21 protein-coding genes are annotated in these 22736 nt (G+C 71.2%); 11 read left to right on the top strand and 10 right to left on the bottom strand.

Features of this window, described 5'->3' with window-relative positions:
* Nucleotides 1-12: 12 nt before the first annotated feature.
* Nucleotides 13-1044 (bottom strand): type VI secretion system protein TssA, encoded by a 1032-nt coding sequence (tssA, locus tag ACTJKJ_RS08010; RefSeq protein ID WP_440820088.1) that lies wholly within the window; start codon nt 1042-1044, stop codon nt 13-15.
* A gap of 404 nt (nt 1045-1448) precedes the next feature.
* On the opposite strand from tssA, the gene ACTJKJ_RS08005 reads away from it, so the two are divergent.
* Both ACTJKJ_RS08005 and ACTJKJ_RS08000 read left to right on the top strand, forming a co-directional pair.
* Complete coding sequence (locus ACTJKJ_RS08005) at nt 1449-2480, top strand: glycosyl hydrolase (RefSeq protein WP_440820087.1); 1032 nt, start codon at nt 1449-1451, stop codon at nt 2478-2480.
* 86 nt (nt 2481-2566) lie between these two features.
* The gene (locus ACTJKJ_RS08000) at nt 2567-3157 is read left to right on the top strand and encodes a DUF4142 domain-containing protein (RefSeq protein WP_440820086.1); all 591 of its coding nucleotides are present in this window, start codon (nt 2567-2569) and stop codon (nt 3155-3157) included.
* Nucleotides 3158-3164: 7 nt separating this feature from the next.
* Here the strand turns inward: ACTJKJ_RS08000 and ACTJKJ_RS07995 are convergent, their stop codons facing one another.
* On the bottom strand, nt 3165-3608 hold the full coding sequence (locus ACTJKJ_RS07995) for a hypothetical protein (protein WP_440820085.1): 444 nt from the start codon (nt 3606-3608) through the stop codon (nt 3165-3167).
* A gap of 342 nt (nt 3609-3950) precedes the next feature.
* Between ACTJKJ_RS07995 and ACTJKJ_RS07990 the strand changes: the two genes are divergently transcribed.
* Nucleotides 3951-4856 (top strand): Crp/Fnr family transcriptional regulator, encoded by a 906-nt coding sequence (locus ACTJKJ_RS07990; RefSeq protein WP_255511831.1) that lies wholly within the window; start codon nt 3951-3953, stop codon nt 4854-4856.
* Nucleotides 4857-4878: 22 nt separating this feature from the next.
* Here ACTJKJ_RS07990 and ACTJKJ_RS07985 read toward each other — a convergent pair whose 3' ends face one another.
* From ACTJKJ_RS07985 to ACTJKJ_RS07970, 4 genes are all read right to left on the bottom strand, one after another.
* Nucleotides 4879-6996: an ATP-binding protein gene (locus ACTJKJ_RS07985; protein WP_440820084.1), complete on the bottom strand. Its 2118-nt coding sequence runs from the start codon at nt 6994-6996 to the stop codon at nt 4879-4881.
* A 7-nt stretch (nt 6997-7003) separates the two neighbouring features.
* Nucleotides 7004-7888, bottom strand: coding sequence for a response regulator (locus ACTJKJ_RS07980; RefSeq protein WP_440820083.1), 885 nt, complete (start codon nt 7886-7888; stop codon nt 7004-7006).
* Between the two features lie 90 nt (nt 7889-7978).
* Nucleotides 7979-9574 (bottom strand): ATP-binding response regulator, encoded by a 1596-nt coding sequence (locus ACTJKJ_RS07975; protein WP_186830812.1) that lies wholly within the window; start codon nt 9572-9574, stop codon nt 7979-7981.
* Nucleotides 9575-9579: 5 nt separating this feature from the next.
* Entirely contained in the window at nt 9580-10233 is a 654-nt protein-coding gene (locus tag ACTJKJ_RS07970; protein ID WP_297382700.1) for an MEDS domain-containing protein, read from the bottom strand.
* Between the two features lie 148 nt (nt 10234-10381).
* Here ACTJKJ_RS07970 and ACTJKJ_RS07965 point away from each other — a divergent pair, with 148 nt between their 5' ends.
* A complete protein-coding gene (locus tag ACTJKJ_RS07965) occupies nt 10382-10612 on the top strand; it encodes a DUF2789 domain-containing protein (RefSeq protein ID WP_091724430.1) in 231 nt (76 codons plus the stop codon).
* A 1104-nt stretch (nt 10613-11716) separates the two neighbouring features.
* Nucleotides 11717-12673: a sensor histidine kinase gene (locus ACTJKJ_RS07960; RefSeq protein WP_440820082.1), complete on the top strand. Its 957-nt coding sequence runs from the start codon at nt 11717-11719 to the stop codon at nt 12671-12673.
* Nucleotides 12674-12926: 253 nt separating this feature from the next.
* Here ACTJKJ_RS07960 and ACTJKJ_RS07955 read toward each other — a convergent pair whose 3' ends face one another.
* Nucleotides 12927-13286, bottom strand: a complete 360-nt coding sequence (locus ACTJKJ_RS07955) for a four-helix bundle copper-binding protein (protein ID WP_440820081.1) — start codon at nt 13284-13286, stop codon at nt 12927-12929.
* Nucleotides 13287-13505: 219 nt separating this feature from the next.
* Between ACTJKJ_RS07955 and ACTJKJ_RS07950 the strand changes: the two genes are divergently transcribed.
* From ACTJKJ_RS07950 to ACTJKJ_RS07935, 4 genes are read left to right on the top strand one after another with little or no spacing between them, the layout of a single operon-like run.
* Nucleotides 13506-14855 carry a TolC family protein gene (locus ACTJKJ_RS07950; RefSeq protein ID WP_440820080.1) on the top strand — a complete coding sequence of 450 codons (1350 nt, stop codon included), beginning with the start codon at nt 13506-13508 and terminating at the stop codon, nt 14853-14855.
* A gap of 48 nt (nt 14856-14903) precedes the next feature.
* Nucleotides 14904-17087: an ATP-binding cassette domain-containing protein gene (locus ACTJKJ_RS07945; RefSeq protein WP_440820079.1), complete on the top strand. Its 2184-nt coding sequence runs from the start codon at nt 14904-14906 to the stop codon at nt 17085-17087.
* A gap of 22 nt (nt 17088-17109) precedes the next feature.
* Nucleotides 17110-18264 carry an HlyD family type I secretion periplasmic adaptor subunit gene (locus ACTJKJ_RS07940; RefSeq protein ID WP_440820078.1) on the top strand — a complete coding sequence of 385 codons (1155 nt, stop codon included), beginning with the start codon at nt 17110-17112 and terminating at the stop codon, nt 18262-18264.
* A gap of 54 nt (nt 18265-18318) precedes the next feature.
* Complete coding sequence (locus tag ACTJKJ_RS07935) at nt 18319-18984, top strand: response regulator (protein WP_091724424.1); 666 nt, start codon at nt 18319-18321, stop codon at nt 18982-18984.
* A 117-nt stretch (nt 18985-19101) separates the two neighbouring features.
* On the opposite strand, the gene ACTJKJ_RS07930 is transcribed toward ACTJKJ_RS07935, so the two are convergent.
* Nucleotides 19102-20295: an EAL and HDOD domain-containing protein gene (locus tag ACTJKJ_RS07930; RefSeq protein WP_440820077.1), complete on the bottom strand. Its 1194-nt coding sequence runs from the start codon at nt 20293-20295 to the stop codon at nt 19102-19104.
* 329 nt (nt 20296-20624) lie between these two features.
* Between ACTJKJ_RS07930 and ACTJKJ_RS07925 the strand changes: the two genes are divergently transcribed.
* Nucleotides 20625-21284 carry an OmpA family protein gene (locus ACTJKJ_RS07925; RefSeq protein ID WP_099862411.1) on the top strand — a complete coding sequence of 220 codons (660 nt, stop codon included), beginning with the start codon at nt 20625-20627 and terminating at the stop codon, nt 21282-21284.
* 198 nt (nt 21285-21482) lie between these two features.
* Here ACTJKJ_RS07925 and ACTJKJ_RS07920 read toward each other — a convergent pair whose 3' ends face one another.
* Nucleotides 21483-21686: a hypothetical protein gene (locus ACTJKJ_RS07920; protein WP_091724422.1), complete on the bottom strand. Its 204-nt coding sequence runs from the start codon at nt 21684-21686 to the stop codon at nt 21483-21485.
* Nucleotides 21687-21708: 22 nt separating this feature from the next.
* The gene (locus ACTJKJ_RS07915) at nt 21709-22233 is read right to left on the bottom strand and encodes a hypothetical protein (RefSeq protein ID WP_343608174.1); all 525 of its coding nucleotides are present in this window, start codon (nt 22231-22233) and stop codon (nt 21709-21711) included.
* Nucleotides 22234-22531: 298 nt separating this feature from the next.
* On the opposite strand from ACTJKJ_RS07915, the gene ACTJKJ_RS07910 reads away from it, so the two are divergent.
* Nucleotides 22532-22708: a DUF1328 family protein gene (locus tag ACTJKJ_RS07910; protein WP_084452206.1), complete on the top strand. Its 177-nt coding sequence runs from the start codon at nt 22532-22534 to the stop codon at nt 22706-22708.
* The last annotated feature ends 28 nt before the right edge of the window (nt 22709-22736 follow it).

Genomic DNA, 22736 nt, shown 5'->3' with positions numbered 1-22736 from the left:
AGGCGATGCGGATCACTCGCTCGGCGTGCCGGCGAGCTTCTCGATCTCATGCACGCCGTCCGGATTCAGGTCGCGCATGATTTCCAGGAAGGACTTGCTCATCAGCCGCTGCGCGCGGCGGATCAGCAGCGGTGCGGGATTGCTGGGCTCGTGACGCTCGATCCATTCGCACACGCGCTGCAGCGCGCGGACCGCGTCGTCGCGGCTGGCGATGGTGCCGGGCGCGGCGACCGCGCCGGCCACCACGGCGCCGACCGCTAGGCCGGCCGGCGCGCTGGCGCCGTCCACGGGCGCCGCGACCGCCTCGCCGCCCTGCCCCTGCAGCTGTCCGGCGGCGGCGGCCAGCGGCTTGAACAGGCGCAGCAGCGGTGCGAAATCGGGGCCTTGGCCGGCGCCGAGCTGGGTTTCGATCGCCGCGACGATGCCTTGCGCGATCGGGAGCGATTCATGCAGCCGGGCGGCCAGCGCCGGATCGTTCGCGGCCTGCGCCGCCAGTCCGGCCATCAGGCCTTCGGGCGAGGGCACGGATTCATCGGCGATCGGATCGGCATTGCCGAGCGCCAGTTCCACGTCCCGCACCCGGGGGCCGCCGCGCTGGCCGGTCAGGCTGGCGGCGCGGAAATCGGCGATCGCCGCGGTGCCGCTGACCAGCGGCTGCAGCGCGTTCAGGCGCATCGTGGGGTCGTCGTTGTCCGAGGCGTCCAGCTGCGGATGGACGTGCGCCCAATGGCGCTCCAGCAGGCCGCGGATCAGCGACAGGCCGTCGAGCGCCGCGCCGAAGCCGTGCAGCCGGGCGCCGGCGCGGGCCAGCCACACGGCCACGCGCAGGTCGCGGGTGCGCCGGGCCAGGGCCAGGGCCTGTTCGTGCACGGCGGGCCAATCCGGCTCCTCGGCCGGGATGACGGTGTCGCCGTACTGCTGCTCCGGCTTGCCGGCGCCCGCCGCTTCCAGGGCGAGGAAGGCAGGGTCGTACTCCAGGTCGGCGCCACACGGGGCGTCGTCCTGCAGCGGGGCAAGCAGCGCGTCGAGATCGAAATCAGCCATCGCGTCGGAGGCAGCGGAACAGTTGCATGCCATGGACTCTATTGACAGCTGTAACCGCGCACAGTGGTCGAAAGTCACTTTGCCCCCCAGGGAGAGGCTCAGCCTAGGGATTGCACCGCCGCCCGCCCGCGGCGCGGCCGCCACGGAACGGGCAGCCGGCGACCCTTGCCTCTTTGGAGGTAGCGCTGTTAATGCAAACGCAAGGAAACCTTAACGAAGTGTGTCGGTGCGGGACAAGAACGCGGACGCCCCGCCATACTCCGCCCCCGCAAGACCTGTCCCTTCTGTCAGGGACAGGTCGATCCGGCGGCTCCGCCGGTCCGCGGGCGCACGAGGCCCGCGCGACGCGTTCTCCTCGGGAGGGAGAGCGGCGGGCCGCCTCCATCCAAGAAGAGGCCCGCCCCATGAAGCCAACCCCGATGCCTGCCGCCGCGAACGCGGTCGATCCCCTGAACGCGCTCGTCGCCCCGCCGCCGCCCGACGCCCAGCGCCGTCGCCTGCTCACGATGGCCGGCGCCGGCGTCCTCGGCGCCACGCTGACCGCGTGCGGCGGCGGCGGTGGTGGTGGTGGCGAACCGGCCGCACCTGCCGCGCCCACCCCACCCGCCGCGCCCACCCCGCCTCCGGCGCCGACCCCGCCCGCGCCACCGCCGGCGACCTCGACGGTCAAGCGCGGCCTGGCGTACGACCTGAAGGACGCCGCCGATTTCAGCGCGCTGTCCGGCGGCACCGTGGGCTGGTGGGTGAACTGGGCGCTCAAGCCCAATGCGGCGGTGCTCGCCCAGCCCGCCATCGCCGGCGCGATGGAACACGTGCCGATGCTGTGGAACTTCGACTTCGACACGGCCGAGGTGGTCGCCTACCTGAAGTCGCGTCCGGCCGTGAAGTCCCTGCTGGTGCTCAACGAGCCCAACCTGACCGACCAGGCCAACAAGACACCGGCGGAAGCCGCCGCCCAGTGGCCGCGGTACGAGGAAGTCGCGCGCCAGACCGGCGTCAAGCTCGTCGGTCCGGCGATCACCTGGGGCACGATGGCCGGCTACGCCGACCCGGCGGTCTGGATGGATGCCTTCATCGCCGCCTACCGCAATGCCAATGGCGGGCGCGATCCGCAGATCGACGCGCTCGCCTTCCACTGGTACGACTACGGGCTGGCCGACCAGCTCAAGCGGCTGGAGAAGTACGGCAAGCCGTTCTGGATCACCGAGATGGCCAACTGGCATGTCGGCGACGGAAGCGCGCAGATCGATTCCGCGGCCAAGCAGAAGGCGCAGATGGCGGACATGGTCAAGACCTGCGAGACCCGCGCCGACGTGCTCCGTTATGCGTGGTTCACCGGCCGCTGGTCGCCGGATCCGCATTTCACCAGCCTGTTCGGCGCCGCCGGCACGCTGACGGAGGTGGGTCAGCAGTACAAGGCGCTGCCGACGTCCTGACGCGCGATCGAGGCCGCCCGGCGGACGGCGGCGCGGGAACCGGGATTGCTGTCTCCCGGACATCACCACTTCATGGAGTGATCCCCATGACCGTCATCGCCTCCTCCCGCCCGCGCGCCCTGCCCGCGATCGCAGCGATCGCCCTCGCCCTGGGCGGCGCCCTGGCCGCCGGCACCGTCGCCGCCCAGACCGCCACGACGGCGGCCGCACCGGCCTCCGCGGCGCGTTCGCACGCGGACAGCAGCTTCATGAAGAACGCCGCCGAGTCCAACTTCGCCGAGATCGCGGCCGCCGACCTCGCTCTCAAGAAGGGCACCAGCGCCGACGTCAAGGCCTTCGCCCAGAAGATGATGGACGACCACAAGAAGGCGGATTCAGAACTGCAGACGCTGGCCGCGTCCAAGGGCGTGAAGCTCCCGACCGATGCCACGATGGTCCAGAAGGGCAAGGCCAAGATCCTGGAGCAGCGCGACGGGACCAGCTTCGACCACCATTACGCCGAAAACCAGGTCGGCGCCCACAAGGACGCCGTCAAGCTGTTCGAGAAGGCCTCCAAGGATGCCAAGGACGCCGACGTGAAGGCCTGGGCCGCCAAGATGCTGCCGGCCTTGCAGCATCATTTGCAGGAGGCGCAGGCCCTGGAGCAGGCCACCAAGGCGGCCGACAAGAAGAAGTAAGCGCGCTTCAGCGCAGCGCGGCCAGCAGCGCCGCCTGCGCGATCCACGGGCGCCGAGCGGCGCCCGTGCCGCGTCCGGACGCGGGCGCCAGCACCGCCCGCGCATCCAGCACCGGCACCGCCGCGGCCATCGCCAGGCCGCGCATGACGGCAGCGGGCACGCCCTCGCACGCCACCGCCGCGTAGAGATGCCCCAGCAGCCGGGCGATCTCGTCGAGCGCGGCGCCCTCCTCCAGCGCCCGCGCCGGGTCCAGCATCGTGACCTGCGCGCCCAGCGCCTGCGCGGCCTCGCGCAGGCAGCGGACCGTCTCGGACCGTTCGTCGCCGCAGAACAGCCCCAGTCGCATGCCGACCAGCGGCCGATGCGGCGCGCCGCGCTGCGTGGCCTGCGCGAGCTCATCCGCGGACCGGTCCAGCGCGGTCGCGGACAAGGGCAGGACGGAGGTCGGCATCGCAGACAGCGGCGGGGCGTGATGCGGCATGGTCGACAGGCGCGGAACGCAGGCTTGGGAAGGAGGACGCGTGAGGGGCGCGAGGGGCTGGAGGGGGCCCGGCCGACACGCGTCGGCGGCGAGGTTGGGGAGCGTAGTCAGCCCGCGCCGGGAAGCGTTGATGGATGTCAAACGACGGTGGTTGGCGCGCCTCGATGCGCAGGAACACTGCGACGTCTTGAGGGTCCGTTACTGAACCGTCACCGAGGGTTCACCAACTGTTGCCGAGCGATGTCAAGGATTGGCGCAGCCGTTGCGCGCGCTTCCTAGCATCCCTTCAACGCCACCAACCACGAGACCATCATGCACAGCGCCATCGCCACCCCCTCGAGCGACCTCTCCCGCGACCGTCTGCGCGATGCCCCGGCAGGTCGCCCGCGCATCCCCCTCGTCCCCGCCGCTTCCCGCCTCGCCGCCCTCGCGCTGCCCCCGGCCGCGACCGCCGTCTCCGAACTCCGTCCGCTGACGCGCCCCTTCGCGGTGGCCACCAGCGACACCCGCCCCTCCCCGCGCGATCCCCACCAGCGCATGCTCGAGGCGATGCGCATCATCCGCGACCTCGTCCAGCCCAGCGCCAAGGTCGTGCGCGCCGGCGACATGATCTTCCGCGCCGCGCAGCCCTTCAACACCGTGTACCTGATCAACGCCGGCGCCTTCAAGCTGGTGAGCCGCAGCCTGGATGGCCGCGAGCAGATCGTCAGCCTGAAGTTCCGGGGCGACTGGCTGGGCTTCAGCGGCATCGCGCAGGGCCGCCATCCGTGCGACGCCGTCGCGATGGACACCGGCAACATCTCCATCATTCCCTACGACACCCTCACCGAAGCCTGCGCGCGCCATCCGGAGATGATGGCCATCGTCCACGAGGGCATGAGCACCGAGATCACCCACGAGCGGCAGTCGCTGATGTCGGTCTGCACGCTGGCCTCGCTGGCGCGGGTGGCGGAATTCCTCTGCGCCTGGGCGCGCAGCATGCACCAGCGCGGCCTGCGCGCCGACGAACTGACGCTGCGCATGACCCGCGCCGACCTCGGCAACTACCTGGGCATGACGCTGGAGACCGTCAGCCGCTGCCTGTCCCGGCTCAGCCGCGAAGGCCTCATCCGCTTCGGCGAACGCGGCCGCCGGCAGATTTCGATCCCCAACCTGGAACGGCTGGAGCAGTTCGTCATCGGCGGCCTGCCGGACGCCGGCCCGGCCGCTGTCCAGTGACGGCAGCGGACACGCCGCCTCCTCAGCGGCTGAGCACCTTCGCGATCGCCCGCGCCAGCGCGGTGCGGTCATAGGGCTTGGGCAGCAGCTCCCAGCCCAGGGCGGCCTCCGGGCCCGACCCCAGCAACTCGGCGGAGAAGCCGGACACCAGCAGCACCGCGATGTCGGGCCACGCCTGCTGGACGGCCCCCGCCAGCTCCGTACCCCGCATGCCGGCGCCCAGCGCGATGTCGCTGACCAGCAGTTGCGGCCGCTCGCCGTCCCCGCCCCCGCCCCCACCACCGTCAACGCGGTCCGCGACCTCGCGCAGGTGCCGCAAGGCCTCCTCCCCGCTCGCGCAGGCCACGACCCGGCACCGCAGGTCGGTCAGGAAGCGCCGCGCCACCGCGCGCACTTCCGCGTCGTCCTCCACCAGCAGCACCCGCAGGCCCGCCGGCACCGTCTCCACGACGGCATCGCCGTCCAGCGCGCCCTCCGGCGCGTCCGGCGGTCGGGGCAGGATCAGCGTGAGCGTCGTGCCGCGGCCCGGCGTGCTGTCGATGGCCAGCGCCCCGCGGGACTGCCGCGCGAAGCCGTAGACCGTGCTCAGGCCGAGTCCCGTGCCGCGACCGGCCTGCTTGGTGGTGAAGAAGGGCTCGAAGGCCCGCTCCTTGACGTCCTCCGGCATGCCGACGCCGTTGTCGGTCACCGCGATGCGGACGTAGCGCGCCGGGCCGTCCGGATCGGGCGGCGCCCCGTCTTCCTCCAGCTCCCGCCGCAGCTCCGGCGGCACGGCGCCCAGCGGCGCGGCCTCGAAGACCAGCTCGCCGCCCTCGGGCATCGCATCGCGCGCGTTGATCGCGATGTTGAGCAGCGCCGACTCCAGCTGCGCCGGATCGGCCTGGACATCGGGGCAGTCGGGCGCCACCTCGATGCGGATACGGATGCGCTGGTCCAGCGTGCGCCGCAGCATGTCCGCCAGCGACCGCATCATCGCCGCGACGTCGACGCTGGCCGGCTGAAGCATCTGCCGGCGGGAGAACGCCAGCAGCTTGCCGGTCAGCTCCGCGCCGCGTCGCGAGGCCCGCGTCGCGGCCGCCACCAGCTGCGGCGCGAAGCCGTCGTCGGTCACCGCCGGCAGGTCGGCCAGCACCTGCAGGTTGCCCTGGATCACGGTCAGCAGGTTGTTGAAGTCGTGCGCAATGCCGCCGGTCAGTTGCCCGACCGCCTCCAGCCGCTGCGAGTGATGCAGCGCCTCCTCGGTCTGCGCGCGCTGCAGGCAGGTGCCCAGCAGGTTGGCGACGGACTCGAGGAAACGCAGCTCCGCGTCGCCAAAGCGCTTGGCCTGGCGCGAACGCACCGCCAGCGCGCCGACCGGCCGGCCGCGGTCCGAGAGCGGCACCGACAGCGCCGACACCAGGCCCTCGCGGCGATAGGCGGCCGGCACGGCGAAGCGCGTCTCGCGCCCGTAGTCCTCGACGACCACCGGCCGTCCCTCGGCCAGCACGAAGCCGGGCGGCGTGTCGGGCCGGTTCGGCACTACGGCGCCCAGGCCCTCCTCGGCCAGCAGGCCGATGCCGCCGGCCACGCGCAGCGTCGAGCGGCCGGGATCGAGCAGGAACACGATCGCCAGCTCGACCTCCAGCGCCTGGGCGGCGATCACCGGCGCCTGCTGCAGCACCTCCTGCGGATCCAGCGCGTCGACGGCGATCCGGCCGAGCTGGGCCAGATGCTCGCTGTAGCGGGCCCGCTGCAGCGCCTGGCGCACGCGCGGGTACTCGGCGACGCTGCGGATCGACGCCATCGTGTAGGGCAGCCCGAGCGGCTGCAGCGGACTGAGCGCGATCTCCACCATCACCTCGGAGCCGTCGCGCCGCCGCGCGACCAGCTCGGTGGCCGTGCCGCCCATCGGTCGCGCGCGGGGCGCGCTGCCGTAGGCTTGGCGATAGGCCGCGTGGCGCGGGCGGATGGCATCGGGCACCAGCATCTCGACCGGGGCGCCGACGAGTTCCTCGTTCGCGTAGCCCAGCAATTGCGACACCGTCGGATTGGCGAGGCAGATCCGCCCGCTGCCGTCGACCAGCATCAGCCCGTCCGGCGACGCGGCGAACAGCGCGCGGAAGACGGCGTGTTCCTCGACGCCAGGCGGCCAGGTTTCCATCGCCACCTCAGCCCGAGAGCGTCGAGGTCACCCTCGGCGCGAAGAGATAACCGGCGCCGCGCACCGACTTGATCCACTGGCCTTCGCCCGACTCGGCGCCGAGCTTGCGGCGCAGCCGCCCCACCTGCACGTCGATCGTGCGGTCGAAGGGGCCGGACTCCCGGCCGCGCGTCTGCTCCAGCAGGAAGTCCCGCGACAGCACCCGCCCCGGATGCAGCAGGAAGGTGTGCAGCAGGTCGAATTCGCCGGTGGTCAGCGCCACCTCGGCGCCGTCGGGTCCGGTGACCAGGCGCGCCGCGAGGTCGACGGTCCAGCCCTCGAAATGCAGGCGCTCCCGGCCGGCGGACAGGTCGTGGACGATCTCCCCGCCCGGCCAGCGCGCGCCTCCCGGGGCCGGCACGCTTGTCGCGCCGGAGGCCGGCGAGGCGGCACCCGATGTCGCCGACGCCCCCGCACCGGCGGCCGCATCGGGCCCCGGCGCCAGTCGTCTCAGCACGGCCTTCACCCGCGCGACCAGCTCGCGCAGGTCGAAGGGCTTGGTCACGTAATCGTCGGCGCCGACTTCGAGCCCGACGACCTTGTCCACCGCGTCGCCGCGCCCGGTCACGATCACCAGGCCGCAGCGCCAGTGCTCCCGCAGCTGCCGCGCGATGACGAACCCATCCTCGCCCGGCAGGCCCAGGTCGAGCAGCACCAGGTCGGGTGGATCGTCGGCCATCAGCGCCATCAGCGCGCGCCCGGTGTGCAGCTGCGTCGTGCGGAAACCGTGGGTGGCGAGGTAACCGGCCAGCAGCTGGGTGATGTCCACCTCGTCGTCGAGGATCGCCACGTGCGCGGGCGCCGGCGCGGGGGCGCTCGGCGAGGAGGACGGGGAGGTTCCGGGCGTGCTCATTGGGCAGGCATTCTAGGAGGGCGTCCCGCCCGCGGGCCGCCTGTCCGAGTGCGCCGCCCGGGCACGCCCCGAGACGCGCGTCGGCGCGGATCAGGCGCGGATCAGGCGCTCGAGCGTGCGCGTCAGCCGGTCCAGGTCGATCGGCTTGACCATGTGCTCGTCGAAGCCGCTGCTCAGGGCCTTGTCGCGGTCGGACGCCTGGCCGTAGCCGGTCAGCGCGATCAGCCGCGGCGCGCCCGCGCCCAGCTCGTCGTGGATCAGCATCGCGAGCTGGTAGCCGTCGATGACCGGCATGCCGATGTCGAGCACCGCCGCATCGAAGCGCGAGCCGCGCAGCCGGTCCAGCGCCTCCTGCGGCAGCGTGGTGGTGACCACGTCGTAGCCGGCATAGCGCAGCGCCAGCCCCAGCGTCTCGGCGGCGTCGCGGTTGTCGTCCACGACCAGCACCCGCCCCTGCACCGGCGGCAGCGTGTCCAGCGCCTCGGCCGCGGGGCCGGGTTCGGGCGGCGCCGCATGGATCTCGGCCGGAAGCGTGACCCGGAAGGTCGCGCCCTGCCCCGGCCCCTCGCTGTGCACCGCCACCTGGCCGTGATGCATCTCGACGAGCTGCTTCACGATCGCCAGCCCGATGCCGAGCCCGCCCTTGGAGCGGTCCAGCGTCGTCGAGCCCTGCTCGAACAGTTCGAACACGCGCGGCAGCATCTCGGCGTCGATGCCGGCGCCGTTGTCCTGCACCTCGATCACCAGCGCCTGCCCTTCGGCCCGCGCGGCGACGCGGATCTCGCCGTTCGTCGGCGTGTACTTGGCGGCGTTGCTGAGCAGATTGACCACCACCTGCCGCAGCCGCGCGCGATCACCGACCAGCCGCAGCTCCGGCCCGACCTCGCAGGCGACCCGCAACTGGTGGTTGCGTTCCTCGAGCAGCGGGCTGACGCCCTCGATCGCGTCGCTGAGCAGGAAGGGCACGTCCACCGGCTCGCGCGACAGCTCGATCTTGCCGCGCGTGATGCGGGTGATGTCGAGCAGGTCGTCCACCAGCTTGGACAGGTGGCCGACCTGGCGCTCGATGATCTCGTGCTCGCGCGAGAGCTGGCCCGTCTGCAGCCGGATCAGGTGCAGCGCCGTGGAGATCGGCGCCAGCGGATTGCGCAGTTCGTGGCCGAGCATCGCCAGGAACTCGTCCTTGGCGCTGGCGGCGCGCTCGCGTTCGTGATCCAGCCGGGCAGCGTGCAGGCCGGTGGAGGCCAGCGTCGCCGCCGCGCGCATGAAGGCGCTCTGGTGGGCGGAGGGGAAGTCCGGTCGCGACGATCCGAACCACAGGCTGCCCGCCCGGCCCGCCGGCCCGAGGTAGAGCCGCACGACGCGCAGCGTGCCCAGCGGCGATTCGAGCGCGGTGGCGGTGTCGGCGGCGTCGGGCATCTGCCGGCAGGCGGCGATGAAGTCGGTCCAGGCATCGTGCGCGACGCGCACCCCGCCCAGTTGCAGCAGCGTCGTCGGCGCGGCGTCGGGCACCAGCGGCGCGTGCACCAGGCAGACGGCGGTGCCGACGATGCGGTTGACCGCCTCGGTCGTCAGCTGCAGCACGGTGGCGGCGTCTCGGCCCACCCACAGCGCGGGCAGCGCCAGCAAACCCATCAGGTCTCGCAGCGCCCGGTCGGCGGCGGACGGTTCTCTTTCTCGGGACATCGTCGTCATTCGGCACGCCGGCCTGATGCCGGCACTGGAAGCGCCGCCGGTGCCGACCGTCCGCGGCGCCGGCCGGTGGCGCGACGCGCGAACAGCTCGCGCAGCATTTCGGCCGGCGGCGTGAAAAAGGGATTCTCGCGCAGCACGCCGCCGATCATCGTGAGCGGATGCGTCCGCAGCAAATCCATCATGGTGGCCCCGTCCAGCGGCGCGAGGTCATAGACGCAGATCGCCAGCTGCTGGTTGGTGTCCAGCACGCGGTTGAGCCGCGCCTCGTATTCCAGCAGGTCCAGCCGGTCGATGCCGGGGCGGACCGCCCAGCCCATCTGCGCCATGACCCGCAGCCCGTCGAAGGCGCCGGACGCCGCGCCGCGCTCCGCCGTGGCGCGGTCCATCGCCTCGAGCAGGCCTTCGACGTCGAAGGCGCCCGCCTCGTCCGGCCACGGTCGCAGGACCAACTGCCCGCGATGCTCGCAGCCCGGCACGTCGATGCCGGCGGCGGCCAGCCGCACGCGATGCTCGTCCAGCCCGTCCGGTTCGACCAGATGCAGGTTGCACTCGTTGCGCGCCTGCGCCTCGCGGTAGAACGGCGCCAGCACCTGGCCGGCCTCGTCGCGGCTGTCAAAGAACGCGCAGATGTGGAAATGGGTGGTGATCACTGCTCTCTCATTCCATCCGGGGGCGCTCGCGCCGCGGATGTCCTCCGACCCGAGGTGTGGCGGCCAGGTAGCTGGCTCTTGTGAGTTAGGCTGGTGATGTTAGCCTTGATGAGTATGTGCGACCCGCAACCGCGCAAGGAGTGTCCCCATGGAGCCTGTCGTCCACCCGTTCTCGGCGCTGTTCGAGCAACTGGGACTGCCCGCCGCCGAATCCGACATCCGCGCCTTCATCACCCGCCACCGTCCGCTGCCCGGTGACGTGAAAGTCCAGGACGCGCCGTTCTGGACGCCGGCCCAGGCCAAGGCGCTGCGCGACATGCTGCTGGAGGACGCCGACTGGGCGCCGGTGGTCGACCAGCTGAACCTGGCGCTCCACTGACTTGACGCCCGACACGCTGCCGGGGCCGCCAGCCCTGGACGACCGGCTCGCGCGATGGGTCGGCCTCGGCGCCGCGTGCGCGGTCCTCCTGCTGATCGTGCTGTTCGCCGGCTGGGCGGCCAGCCTGCCCGGCGGCTTGCTGGCCGCGGTGCCCGCAGTCAGCCGTTTCGAACTCCGCGAGGTCGTGCCCGGCGCCCCGGACGGCCGCGGCCCGGGCGGCCGGCTCGTCGAGGCCCGGGAGCGGCTCGCGCTGCCCGCGTTCATCCGCACCGACGGCGACCAGTCCCTGCACCGCGCCGTCTTCGAGATCGATCTCGACCCGTTCATCGGCCCGGAGGATGGCTTCGACCCCGCGCGCGACGGCGACGCGGCCACGGCGCACCGTCCGCCCGCCAAGAGCCTGGTGCTCTCGCAGGCGATCAACGGCGCGGACATCTACCTCAACGGCGTCTGGATCAACGGGCTGGCGCAATCCAGCGCGCGGGCCCGCTTCATGTGGTTCCGCCCGCTGGTGGTGGAACTGCCGCGCAAGCTGCTGCGCCGGGACGGCCCCAACCGGATCACCCTCGAAGTGAACAGCTGGGAGCCCTACTTCACGATCGCGCCCGTGCTGATCGGGCCGGCGGATCACGCCGCCTACGTCGCCGAGTCGATCCATTTCCTGTGCCGCACGCTGGCGAACGCGTCGCGGGGCTTCTGCCTGCTGGCCGGCCTGTTCATGGTGGGCGTGTGGCTGGCGAATCGAAGCGATCCCGCCTTCGGGCTGCTGGGCGCGGCGTCGCTGATCTGGGCGGCCGTCTACACGCTGTCGCTGTGGATCTACATGCCGGCCGGGTGGCGCCCCGCCTGGCTCTGGGCCTTCTACCTGTGCGCGGGCGCGCTCAACGTGCTGCTGATCCAGTTCATCCTGCGCTACATCGACCAGCCGCTGAGCCGCCGCGCGCTGACGACGCTGGTGGCCATCTCGGCCGGGGCGGCGACGGTCTGGCCCTTCCTGGGACAGGTGGTCGAGTGGGACCTGGACATGTTCTGGATCTGGGTGCTGGTGCCCTTCCAGGCCTGGGCGATCCTGCGGCTGGCGCGCCNACCCGCAGCAGCGACGCGGTGCTGCTGCTGGTCGTGGTGCTGGCGGCCGGCGCGCTCATCCTGCACGACTACAACGTGCTGATGCAGCTGGTGCGGCGCGCACCCCGCGAGGACGACGGGACGCTCATGCGCCTGCTCACCGCGCCGATCTACCTGACCCACCTCGCCCTGCCGCCGCTGCTGATCGTGATGGCCCGGGTGCATCTGGCGAAGTTCCGCGTCAGCGTCGAGCATGTGCGCGAGGCCAACCGCATCCTGGCCGAAGCGCTGCGCCGGCGCGAGATGGAACTGGCCGTCAGCCACGCCCGGCAGCGCGACCTCGAGCGCGGCGAGGCGGCGCAGGAGGAACGCGAGCGGATCTACAGCGAGCTGCACGACGGCATCGGGTCGAAGCTGGTGCGGACGATCTTCAGCGTCCGGGATGGCCGCCTCGACCGTGATCAGGTCGAGCGCGGCCTGCTGGACGTGCTGCAGGGCGTGCGCGAAGTCATCAGCGAGACCGACACCACCGAGCACCGGCCGATCCAGGACATCCTGTTCGACTACGGCGTGGACCTGGACGCGCTGCTGAGCGCGCCCGATTTCCAGGTCAGCTACGACATCGAGAACGACCGCGAATGCGTGCTGCTCGGCGGGCTGTCCAAGGAGGTGATGCGGATCGTCGAGGAGAGCGTGGCCAACACGCTGAAATATGCCCGCGCCTCGCGCCTGAACCTCTCGCTGCGGCTGGACGGCGACCTCCTCGTCGTGGTGGTCGAGGACGATGGCCAATCCGCCACCGGCCCCGCACCCGCGGTGCGGCCGGCGTTCGGCACCTCCACCGGGCAGGGGCTCATCAACATGCGCGAGCGGGCGCGCCGCGTGGGCGGCGAGTACCGCTTCGAGCGCGGCCCGGACGGGGCGCGTTCGACCCTGACCTTGCCGCTGGTGGCGGCCGTCGCGGCACCGCGCCACGAGGTGGTCGGTCCTCGCTGACGAGCGCAGCCTGCCGTGGCTGCTTCGCTTTTGCGAAACGTCAAATCAAAATCAATATTCGACGGCAAACCGGAGTCATAGCCCTTGACGCGAATATCTCCAGTTGATCCAGACCCACGAAATTCGCCTCCACGGAATATGTCAACAAAAACTCGATCGCGGCGATATAAACGCCAGCCGAGTGGGAAATTCACCATCGGCCAGATGAATAGCGGCGTCGCGCCAGGCAAGTACTGAACGCGGGCTGCGCCGCTCAATGGCCCGGCTGCAGCCGGTGCCGCTCGCCCGCATGCACGTCGCAGGCCTCGGCGCAGGCGCGGCAGGCTTGCGCGCAACGCTTGCAATGGGCATGGGAATGCCGCTCGCACTCCTCGGCGCAGGCCCGGCACAGGTGGGCGCACAACGCGCAGAAGTCACCGTGATGCTCGGACTCCCGGGAGAGCGCGCCCAGGGTGGCTTCGCAGACGGCGGCGCAATCCAGGTCCAGCAGGGCGCAGGCTTCCAGGGTGCGGTCGCCGGAACGGATACAGGCGTTCGCGCATTGGCGGGTCGCGAGCAGCGCCTCGGCGCAGGCCCGCATGCAGGGCTCCAGGTCTTCGGAAGGGGTGGTCATGACGACTCCTCGGGGAAGGGGTGAAGACGGGATGTCGGCAACCGACATTCCCCGCCGCCCTTCGTCGACTGGCACTACTCAAATTTGCTGGTCGCAATTCAGCACCTAGGGGAGGCAGATCGCAGAATGACAAAAGGCTAGCAAATGAATGCTATTGTTGGCCGGCGAGACGAGAAAGGAAACTGAGCACCGAAGCAAAACCACTCCACGGAGTTTCCGGTGCTGACTCAAAACCCCTGCCCAGCGACGACCTGGATCCATATTCCCGGTTCGAAAACCTGGCGATATATCGCGATCGCCGCGACCCTCTCCGCCACCGCCGCCCCCGCCATCGCCGACGACTCCGCCGCGGCGATCCCCGCGCCTGAAGCCGCGGCCTCGGCCCCCAGCCAGCCTGCCGTGACGCCTCCCGCGTCCCACTGGGGCGCCGCGATGGACGACTTCCTGCTGACCGCCCTGGCCGAGGATCCTTCGATCGAGCGCGCGCGGGCCTCGATCACCGCGGCCGAGGACGGCATCACCGCCGCGAAATGGCAGTTCGGCCCGTCGCCCAGCATCAGCCGGGAACTCGCGGGCGGCACCCATCGCTATGTGAACGTGGTGCGGGTGCAGCAGCCGCTGTTCAGCGGCGGCCTGCTGACCGCCAACCTCAGCGCCGCCCGGACCGCCCTGCACGGCAGCCAGCAGGAATTGCTCGCCGCGCAGCTGCAGCTCAAGCTCCGGATCGTCCAGACCTGGGCGGACTGGGCAAAGGCGCGCGGACGCGTCCAGGCGCTCGAGACACTCCAGGACAGCCACCGCCAACTCCTGGACATGATCCGGCGCCGCCACCAGGCCGGCGTCGCGACGAACGCCGATGCGGCGCTCGCGGCTTCCCGGGAGAGCGCCGTCCAGGCCGAACTGGCCCAGGCGCGGCTCGAGGAAGGCCTGCAGCGCGACCGCCTCGCCCGCCTGGCGCGCCGCCCGGTGGAGCCGTCGCTGGGCGCGGCGCTCGACGGCGCCCAGCCCGCCCCGCCCGAGCTGCACGAGGTGCTGGACCACATCCAGCTCTCGCCCGAGATCGCGCTGGCTCGCGCCAACGTCGACCTGGCGCGCGACGAACTGGCCAAGGCCAAGGCGGCGCTGCTGCCCACCATCAGCCTGCGCCTGGAGCACCAGAGCGGCGCCTACCGGGACCAGCGCGTCGGCCTGGTGTTCCAGGCCGGCCTGCAGGGCGGGCTGTCGGGACTCGCCGGCGTCAACGCCGCGCGGGCCCGCATCGCCGCCGCGGAGGCCGCGGTCGACGCGACCGAACAGGATCTCCTGGGCAACTACCAGCTGGAATACACGCGCTTCGCCGCCGCCGGCGCGTCGCTGCGCAACGCCGAGCTCACCGCCGCCACAGGCGAAGAAGTGCTGGCGTCCTACCGCCGGCAATTCGACGCCGGCAAACGCGCCTGGCTGGACCTGCTGAACATGGTCCGCGAAGCCCACGCCACCCGCCAGACCCAGCGCGACGCCGCGATCGACGAACGCGCCGGCCGTTACCGCCTGGGCCTGCTGCTGGGCGACGCCGCCGCTGGCGACTGACCGCTTGCAGCCTGCTTCCCCCTCGTCGCCCTCATTTCAGGATCCGCCATGACCGCCCTCCTCTCCTCGTCGTCCGACTCGACGACCGCGCCGCCGCTCGCCTCCGACGCGCTTGCCGCCGTCCTCACCCAATGGATGCGCATCACGGGCCGGCCCGTTCCGATCGAACGCGTCCGCCAGCACGCCGCGTCGTCGGCGCTCGCGGGGGACGGCCTGGACGCGGCGCGCGAACTTGCCGGGCGCGTGGACGAGCAGACCCGGTTCGTCGTCCTGCCCGAGCCCCAACGCGCCGCGTTGCCCCTGTTGTGTCATCACGCCGAACACGGCTGGCAAGTGGTGACCGCCCGCACCGCGCACGGCCTGTGGACCTGCGCCGGCGCCGATAGCGTCCATCGCGAGCTCGTCCTCGACGGCATTGCCTGCCTCCACGCCATCGCCGACGCGGACCGTGCGCCGTCGAGCGTCACCAGCGCGCGCCGCATGATGCTCTCGCAGGTCCGCGGGCAATGGCCGATCTTCATGGAGGCCGCCGGACTTTCCCTGGTGCTGGCCACGATCGGCATCGCGATCTCCTTCTTCTCCATGCAGGTCTACGACCGGGTCATTCCGAACCAGGGCGTCCAGACGCTGTGGGTGCTGACCGCCGGCGTCGGCCTGGCCGTGCTGATCGAGTTCCTGCTGAAGCTGGCCCGGGCCTCGCTGCTGGAGCCGCGACTCAAGCGCCTGGACGTCGGCATCTCCAAGGCGCTGATGGCCCGCCTGAACGCGGTGCGCCTGGATCAGCGCCCGGGCTCGGTCGGCACGCTCGCGTCGCAGGTCCAGAGCTTCGAGTCGATCCGCGGGATCCTGTCGACCAGCACGCTGTTCCTGCTCTTCGACATGCCGATGGCCCTGATCTTCGCCCTGGTGATCGCGGCGATCGGCGGCTTCTGGATGGCGCTGCCGGCGCTGGTGCTGTTCGGCGTCACCGTGCTGACCGGCCTGCTGCGCGCCCGGCGCATCGTCCGCCTGACCGCCAGCAACCAGTCCGGCGCGAACGCCAAGACCGGCCTGCTGGTGGAAACCATCGAAGGCACGGAGTCCATCAAGGGCCTGGGCGCCGCCTGGCGCTTCGAGGCGCGCTGGGCCGGCCTGTGCGAAGTGAATGCCACGCAGAGCCTGGCCCTCAAGCATGAAAGCGACACCACCTCCTACATCGCCGCGGCCCTGCAGCAGGCGAGCTACGTCTCGCTGATCTGCGTCGGCGCGGTCCTCGCGATCGAGGGACACCTGACGCAGGGCGCGATCGTCGCCTGCTCGATCCTCTCGGGCCGCGTGCTGTCGCCGCTGGCCTCCATCCCGCCGCTGCTGGTGCAACTGGGCAGCGCGCGGGCTTCGATGAAGGCGCTCGACGCGATCTTCAAGCTGCAGGTCGACAACGAGGCCATCGAGCGCCCCATCGTCCCCGAGGCCCTCCGCGGCGAGCTGCGATTCGACGACGTCGAGTTCGCCTACCCGGGCCAGAAGGACCCGCTGCGCATCGGTCACCTGCACGTCCGGCCGGGCGACAAGGTCGCGATCCTGGGCACCGTCGGCGCCGGCAAGACGACCCTGCTGTCGCTGGCCTGCGGCCTGTCCAAGCCGACGCGCGGCACGGTCTACCTGGACGGCGTGGACCAGCAGCAGATCCACGCCGGCTGGCGCGCGTCGCATCTGGCCTACGGACCGCAGCACGCCTGGCTGTTCGCCGGCACGCTGCGCGAGAACCTGCTGTTCGGGCTGCCCGACGTCAGCGACGACCTGCTGATGGCGGCCTGCCGCAAGACCGGCCTCTGGCCCATGGTGACGCAACACCCGCTGGGCCTGGACCGCAAGCTGTCCGAGGGCGGTCGAGGCCTGTCCGGCGGCCAGCGCCAACTGGTCGCGCTGACCCGGCTGGTCCTGGCCGACCGTCCCGTGTGGCTGCTCGACGAGCCGACCTCCGGGATGGACGACGCGCTGGAACAGTCGACGGTCCGCCTGATGAAGCAGCTCCTCAAACCCGAGGCGACCCTGCTGCTGGTGACGCACCGCCTCTCGATGCTGGCGCTGGTCGATCGCGTGATCGTGCTGACGCCGCAAGGCGTGGCGATGGACGGGCCGCGGGACGAGGTCATCGCCCGCTTGCAGGGCCGCGTCACCGCAACGGCCACCTCCCCCACGGCCGCCGCGCCCGCCGCGCCCGCCATCCGCGCCGTCGCGACGGCGCCATGACCCCCGTCTTCCGGAGATCCTCATGAAACACACGAATGCGCCGCACGACGGCCAGACCCGGGTCCGCTGGACCGTCATCGCCACCGTGGCGGCCCTCGGCGCCGGCCTCTGGTGGGCCTCCCAGGCCGAGATCGAACAGGTGACTCGCGCCGGCGGCAAGGTCATGGCATCCTCCCGCACACAAGTCATCCAGGCGCCCGATGGAGGCGTGGTGGAACGTCTGTTCGTGCATGAGGGAGAGGCCGTGCGCAAGGGCGACCTGCTGGTCCAGCTGGACAACACCAAGGCCAGCGCCGCGTTGGCGGATTCGAGCGAGAAGGCCGCGGCCTTGCAGGCCTCGCTGGCGCGACTGCGCGCCGAGACGCTCGGCACGCCCTACCGCCCCGCCGGCGCCGGGGCCTTCAACGACCTGCAGCGCCGCTTGTATGAACGCCGCCAGACCGCGCTCCAGGAAGAGCTGGCGGTGCTGTCCAAGTCCGCCGACCTTGCCCGGCGGGAAGTCGAACTGAACGAACCGCTGTTCAAGGCCGGCGACATCAGCGCGGCCGAGTTCCTGCGCCTGCAGCGCGCCGCGAACGAGGCGGCCGGCCAGGTCACCACCCGCCGCAACCGCTTCCTGCAGGACGCGCAGGCCGAACTGGCCAAGACCGAGGAGGAGCTCGCCAGCGTGCAGCAGATGCTGAACGATCGCCGCGGCAACCTCGAGCACACGGCGCTGCGCGCCCCGGTGGATGGCGTCGTCAACCTGATCACGCTGACCACGGTGGGCGCGGTGCTGCGCTCCGGCGACGAGATCATGCAGTTGCTGCCCACCGGCGACGACCTGATCATCGAAGCCCGGCTGCGCGCGGCCGACATCGGTTTCGTCCGTCCCGGCATGCCGGCGACGATCAAGCTCGACGCCTTCGACTACAGCATCTACGGCGCCCTCGACGGCGTCGTGACCTACGTCAGCCCCGACGCGCTGACGGAGCGCACGCCGCAAGGCGAGCAGCCGTATTACCGGACCCACATCCGCGTCAGCGGCAAGCGCTTCAAGGGCGCGAAGGCCGAGCGCATCGTGATGCAACCCGGCATGACGGCCACCGTGGAGGTCATCACCGGCCGCCATACGGTGCTGGACTACCTGCTCAAGCCCGTCAAGAAGACGATGTCGGAGTCCCTCGGCGAGCGCTGAGGACCGACCCACTCCGCGATTCCACAACAATCCGAACCATCAGGGGATTCACACATGATCACTGTCACCATCATCGAAGACGACGCGACGGTTCTTCAACGCCTGATCGACGTCGTGTCCGCCAGCAGCGCCTGCCAGATCGTGGGCATCGGCCGCAACCGCGGCGAATCGGTCTCCGCGATCCTGGCCAACCGCGCCGACATCTACCTGGTCGACCTGGGCCTGCCCGACGTGGACGGCATCGACCTGATCAAGCTGATCGCCGAGAAGTGCCCCGACGCGCGCAGCCTGGTGATCAGCACCTTCGGCGACGCCAAGCACGTGATGCGCAGCCTGCGCTCGGGGGCTTCGGGCTACCTGCTGAAGGAAGAGATCCAGCCCAGCCTGATCGACAAGATCATCGCCACCCACAACGGCCACGCGCCGCTGAGCCCGGCGGTGTCGCGCCTGGTGCTGGACAAGCTGGAAAGCCTGGAGACCGGCGTGAAGCCCAAGGTCGACCGCGTCCAGAAACTCAAGGAACTGGGCCTGGGCCAACGCGAATGGAGCGTGCTGAACCTGCTGATCGAAGGCCTGCCCATCGTGGACATCGGCAACCGCCTGTCGATCTCGCGCTTCACTGTGAACCAGCACCTGCGCTCGATCTATCGCAAGCTGAATGTGAATTCCCGCGCCATGGCGACCAGCGTCGCCCGCATGCATGGCCTGATCGACGACTGAGGCGGCTGCGGCCGGTCGCCGCACCCAAACGAAAAAGCCGCCCGAGGGCGGCTTTTTCATGCGGTGTCGCAATGCGGTGTCGAATGCGGCGCAAGGCCGCATCGACGGCCGCGGCGCTCACAGGGGAAGCGTCTCCAGCGGGCCGGCGCGCCGCACGACCGGCTTCGCGGCGGCCGATGGCCCGTTGCATCCACCTTGCCGCAGGCGCATGCGCAGCAGCTGCCGGCACATGTAGAACGACGCCCGGTCGGCGTCCGTCGGCGATCTCACCCGGCCCTGCTCCTTCAGGCGCCGCTGGCCTTGCGCAAGCTCCTCACGCAGGAGGGCGCTGAGCTGATGCTCCCGGCCTTGGATGGCGGCAAGGCCGAACACCGACAACCAGGCGACCAGGACGGGGCGAGGCAGCGAGGCCAGCAGTTCCGCCAGCGATTCGGAGGTGGCCACGCTCTGCGCGGCATGGATCTCCTGCACGCGCAGCAGCCGCGCGACCAGCGACGGATGCAGGCCCGCGACCATGGCAAGCGTCGCGGTGCAGGCGCCCGAGGCGGCCAGCTGCAGAAGCTGGGCCACCACGCGGGCATCGGTCTCCGGCAAGGCCGGCACGGCGACCGTCGCGGGGTGCGCGATGCCATAACCCTGGAAGAAGTCGGCACCGGCACGCAGCGCGCGCTGGTGGGCTTCATCGTTGTCGACCTTCTCCGCGATGACGGCCAGGCCAAGCTGATGGGCATGGCGGATCAGGGCGCGCAGCGCCAACGGGGCGAGGCCCAGCATGTCGATCTTGGCGAACTGGGCCCAGGGGGCCAGCGCCCACCGGGGATCGTCCAGGCTGACGATGTCGTCCAGCGCGAAGCGGTAGCCCCGGCCATGAAGGTCCTCGATGCGCCGCATCAGGGCCGTGTCCACCTCGACCGTCTCCAGCAGCTCGATGACGCCGACGTCGGGCGTCATCGCCTCGGCGATCGGGCCCATCAGCGTGCGACCGTCCATGTTGACCAGCAGGTCCCCCAGCGGATGCTCCGCGGCGGTCGCGCTGGTCAGGAGCGCGCCGTCGATCAGCGCGTTGGACAGCACGGCGGCGGTCGCGTGGGCACCGAGTTCCGGGCCGACCGGGCCATCATCGCCATTCCAGCGGAACAGCAATTCGGTCGCGACGACGCGGCCCGTGCGATCGATGATCGGCTGGCTGGCGTAACGGACGTGGGGAACGTGGGGAACGTGGGAGTTGGAGCGTTCGCGCGACGGGACGGGCGGCGAAGTCGATGACGCATCGCTGACGGGGATGCGGCCGGTGTCGGAGGGGCGGGACATGACTTTCCGCGGAGTGGAAGAACAAGGCTTCATGCTAGGAATCGCCCACTCGACACCAAATAGCAAACACCTGTCATCCCCGACCACCGACTAGCAGTTATAGGTGGGTTGCGCTGACTGGGATCAAGGCATTGCGCGGGCGCCGCGCTTGCCCCTGGCGATCACCGTCGGCCGCGCGCCCGCTGGAACTCCGGCGCGGCGCGCGCGCAACTCATCCGCCGGCCACGGACGGACCACCGCCGCGCGGGCGACATCCGCGCGGATCGGTGGGACCGGCTCCGCGGCCGTTGGGTTTTCTTATCCGGATCACAAGGAGAAACGACATGCAGATGCGACACCCTCGTCTGGCCGTGGCCGCCCTCGCGGCAGCCGTCCTGGCAGGCTGCGCCAACATGGATGAACGCCAGCGCGGCACCGCCGGCGGCGCCGCGATCGGCGCGGTCACCGGCGCGGTGATCAGCTCGGCCACCGGCGGCAAGGCCGGCACCGGCGCGCTGATCGGTGGCGCCGTCGGCGCGGTGGCCGGCAACGTCTGGTCGCGCCACATGGAGGACAAGCGCCGCGCGATGGAGCAGGCCACGCAAGGCACCGGCGTCGAGGTGACCCGGACCGCCGACAACCAGCTCAAGCTCGACGTCCCGAGCGACATCTCGTTCGCGACCAACAGCGCGACGCTGGAGCCGCGCCTGCGCCCGGTGCTGGACGCCTTCGCCAACGGGCTCAACAGCAACCCGTCGCCGACGGTGGTGCGCGTCGTCGGCCACACCGACAACACCGGCAGCGACGCCATCAACGATCCGCTGTCGCTGCGCCGGGCCGAGAGTGTGCGCGGCTACCTGGCCGACCGCGGCGTGCGGGCCGACCGGATCGAGGTCGCCGGCCGGGGCTCGCGTGAGCCGATGGTGTCGAACGACAGCGCCGAGAACCGCGCGAAGAACCGCCGCGTCGAGATCTTCCTGCGCGAGCCGCAACAAGGCTCCGGCGGCTGAACGGCGGCGCGCCCGGTGTCCGCCGGGCGCGCCTGCCGACGGTCCTCATGACGGGGTCCTCATGACGGCGCCCCGGCGGCGCCGCCCACGACACCGGCAACGAAGAATGGCCTGCCACCCCGGCACAGGGGTGGCAGGCCTTTTCGCATCGGGCCCGTTGGAACGCTCCGCGGCCCGGTGCGAGCGACGCGGGGCGCGTCAGTGCGCCGGCTTGGTGGGCTCGGGCCCCATGTGCGGGCCGGTGCGATGCAATGCGCCGCCCTCGCCCTCCCAGGTGGTCATTTCCTCGGGTTTCCCGTGCGAGGTCTTCAGGCGCTGCTCGGTGCGCCGCGCCTGCCATTGCCACAGCGCGTAGCCGGCCAGGCTGGACAGGGCCAGGGGGACGAGTCGTTTCATCAGCATGGTGTCGCTCCTCGGCGATCGATCAGCGCGCCGGCGCGCTGGCCTTGGGCTGGCGCGGCGGCGGCACATCGGGGCCCGGGCGCATCGGCGCGCTGGGCGGCGCCGACGGCGCACCGGCGGCGGTCGGGTTCTCCTGCACCAGGCGTTCGATGCGCGTCAGGATGCCACCGCTCTGCACGCTGCCGTCGCGGGTACCCTGGCCCATGACCATCATCCGGCAGTCCTCGCGGTCGGCCTCGGCGACGCGCTGGCAGCGCAGCATCGCGTTGTTGGCCAGCTCCTGCGTGCTGGCGGTGCGCAGGTTGCCGCGCATCGCCTCCTGACGGGCGGCGCCGGCCTCCTTGAGACAGGTCGCCTGGCTCTGGCCGGTCTTGCCGGCCAGGCAGTCCGCGCGCTCCTTCTCATAGGTGCGCTGGATCTCCGACTTGGAGGAACTGCCGGCGGCGAAGGCCGGCGCGGCCACCATCATCACGGCCGACAGCACCGCGCCAGCGGTCACCAGCGCGGCGGTGGACGGCGACGAGAGGGACTTGTTGAGCTTGATCATCTTGGATCCTTTCCGGCGCGGGGCGCCACGGAGTCGGACGTCGGGAAGGGAGGATGAAGCAAGGCTAGGCCGATGCGCGGGTCGCGTCTGTCGTACCGCGCCGGTGCCGTGTGTAGGACGAGTCCGGCAGCGCCGCGCTGGCGCCGCCGGGCACTTTCAAGGCGGTCCCGGCCGGGCGTGCGCTGCGGCGTGATGTCCTACATCCGGACGTGGACCCTGCTGATCCCCGCTCGCGCCGCGGGGCGCCAACATGCCCTGCAAGCGCCGCGCCGCGGCCGTTCACCTGAAAGGATTCGTCATGTTGAAGTGGGCCTTGATCTTCGCCGTGATCTCGCTGGTGGCGGGCGTGCTCGGCTTCACCGGCATCGCCGCCGGCGCCGCCGGCATCGCCAAGATCCTGTTCGGGATCTTCCTGGTCATCTTCCTGGTGCTGCTGGTGCTCGGCATCACCGGCGTGAACGCGCTGCGAAAGTGACCCTCCCCCGTTTTCCGCATCCAGAGGA

The sequence above is a fragment of the Roseateles sp. 22389 genome (genome assembly GCF_052044995.1).
Lineage (GTDB): Bacteria > Pseudomonadota > Gammaproteobacteria > Burkholderiales > Burkholderiaceae_C > Roseateles.
The sequence above is the reverse complement of the archived record's forward strand: the minus strand, read 5'-3'. Positions and strand labels throughout refer to the sequence as shown.